Annotated in this window: 2 protein-coding genes; both read left to right on the top strand. The window is 68.7% G+C overall.

Translation table 11 applies throughout. From position 1 onward, the window contains the following. A partial coding sequence (locus tag AS25_RS08275) for an ISL3 family transposase (RefSeq protein WP_035964231.1) occupies nucleotides 1-947 on the top strand: 947 nt, incomplete at its 5' end. Between the two features lie 156 nt (nucleotides 948-1103). Then, nucleotides 1104-1643, top strand: a complete 540-nt coding sequence (locus AS25_RS13830) for a hypothetical protein (RefSeq protein ID WP_052160834.1) — start codon at nucleotides 1104-1106, stop codon at nucleotides 1641-1643. Nucleotides 1644-1691: the final 48 nt, after the last annotated feature.

Here is a 1691-nt window from a genome sequence, read left to right as displayed (position 1 = left end):
ACATCGCGGTCTCGGCCCTGGCCGAGATGCTCGGGGTCGCCTGGAACACCGTCTGGCACGCCATGGCCCCGGTCATCGAGGCCCAGCTGGCCGCGGAGGATCGGCTGGCCGGGGTGGACGCCCTGGGCGTGGACGAGCACGTGTGGCGCCACGTGGGCCCACCCGGCACTGGGCTGGTCACCGGGATCGTGGACCACTCCCGCGGCGAGGACGGCCGGCCCCGGGCACGACTGCTGGACCTGGTGCCCGGGCGCACGGGGGCGGCCTACGGCGACTGGCTCACCGAGCAGGGGCCGGCGTTCACGAGCGGGATCCGCACGGCGACGCTGGATCCGTTCCACGGTTACGCCAATACCATCCGCGACGAGCTCCCGGAGGCGATCACCGTTCTCGACGCTTTCCATGTGGTCAAGCTCGGCGGGCAGGTCGTCGATGAGGTCCGCCGCCGCGTGCAGCAGGACACTCTGGGCCACCGCGGGAGAGCCGGGGACCCGTTGTACGGGATCCGCCGCACCCTGCAGATCGGCGCCGAGCACCTGACCGAGAGGCAGGTCCGCCGACTCAACGCGAAGCTCGAGGCCGGGGACCCGCATCACGAGGTCACCCTTGCCTGGCATTGCTACCAGAAGCTGCGCGCGGTCTACCACGCCCGCCCCGAGCAGGGGCGCCGGCTCGTCGCCGAGATTCTCGGTGCCTTCCCGTCCTGTCCCATTCCGGAGATCGCCCGGCTCGGACGGACCTTACGCCGGTGGAAGGCCGCGATCCTGGCCTACTTCGATACCGCAGGAGCCTCGAACGGGCCCACGGAAGCGGTCAATGGCGTCATCGAGACCATGCGTCGCGTCGCCCGCGGCTTCCGCAACTTCGACAACTACCGGTTACGGGCTCTGCTCGCCGCAGGCGGTCATCGCCCCTGGCGGAGAACCGCTACCCACACTCAGCTGTGAAGGCTCGGCAAACCGGCAAACCGGCAAACCGTATCGCCGTAAACCCGGCCCAAAAAAGCCCCCCGCCCGGCTTGTGTCTAGTGTTGAATGCAAGTAAACTAAAGAGTGTTCAGGCGGGAGGAACAACCCGCCACCACCACCGGAAGGACAGGGACCATGAGCGAATACCTCGCAGACACCTACCAGAACGCCTTTCAGCTCGGGGAGGCAGCACTGAAAAACGGCCACGGCCTCACCATCGACACGGACGCGGGGGTGGATACCTACTGGGGTCCCGACCTCGCCCGGTTCATGGACGAACTGGCCCCCGGCGAACCCTTCGAGATTGTGGCCCTCGTGCCGATGCCCGAGGCACCGGAGGACGAACCCGCGTGCGCGTGGACGATCACCCGCGATCACCTGGCCGACGCCGACCAGACCGGCAGCAAGTGGACCTACGGCCCGGGCGAGGTATCCGAGCGACAGGCGGCCATGCTCACCGCTGGCGCGCCCCTGGTGGACGGCTACGAGTGCCACACGTTCCGCATGTACGACGACGACGGGGAGCTGTACTACACCGGCCGCGCCGTGTTCCGCGTGGAAGAAGGCCCGCTCTTCGAGGACGTGCTGCTCGCCCCGCTGGTGGACTTCGGCACCCCCGACGCCGGAGCCGTGCGGATCACCTGGCACGGTCACCCCGACTGGGAATGCTCCTAAGCACCTGAGCACCTGAGACCCCGACCCATGCGGCCGCCGATCCCCTTC

It is taken from the genome of Kocuria marina (genome assembly GCF_000786655.1).
In the GTDB taxonomy this organism is placed as follows: Bacteria; Actinomycetota; Actinomycetes; order Actinomycetales; family Micrococcaceae; genus Kocuria; species Kocuria marina_A.
The sequence above is the reverse complement of the archived record's forward strand: the minus strand, read 5'-3'. Positions and strand labels throughout refer to the sequence as shown.

What these genes read in the sequence shown, in the direction of transcription:
- AS25_RS13830 (WP_052160834.1), top strand. Translation starts at nt 1,104, where the DNA reads ATGAGCGAATACCTCGCAGACACCTACCAGAACGCCTTTCAGCTCGGG.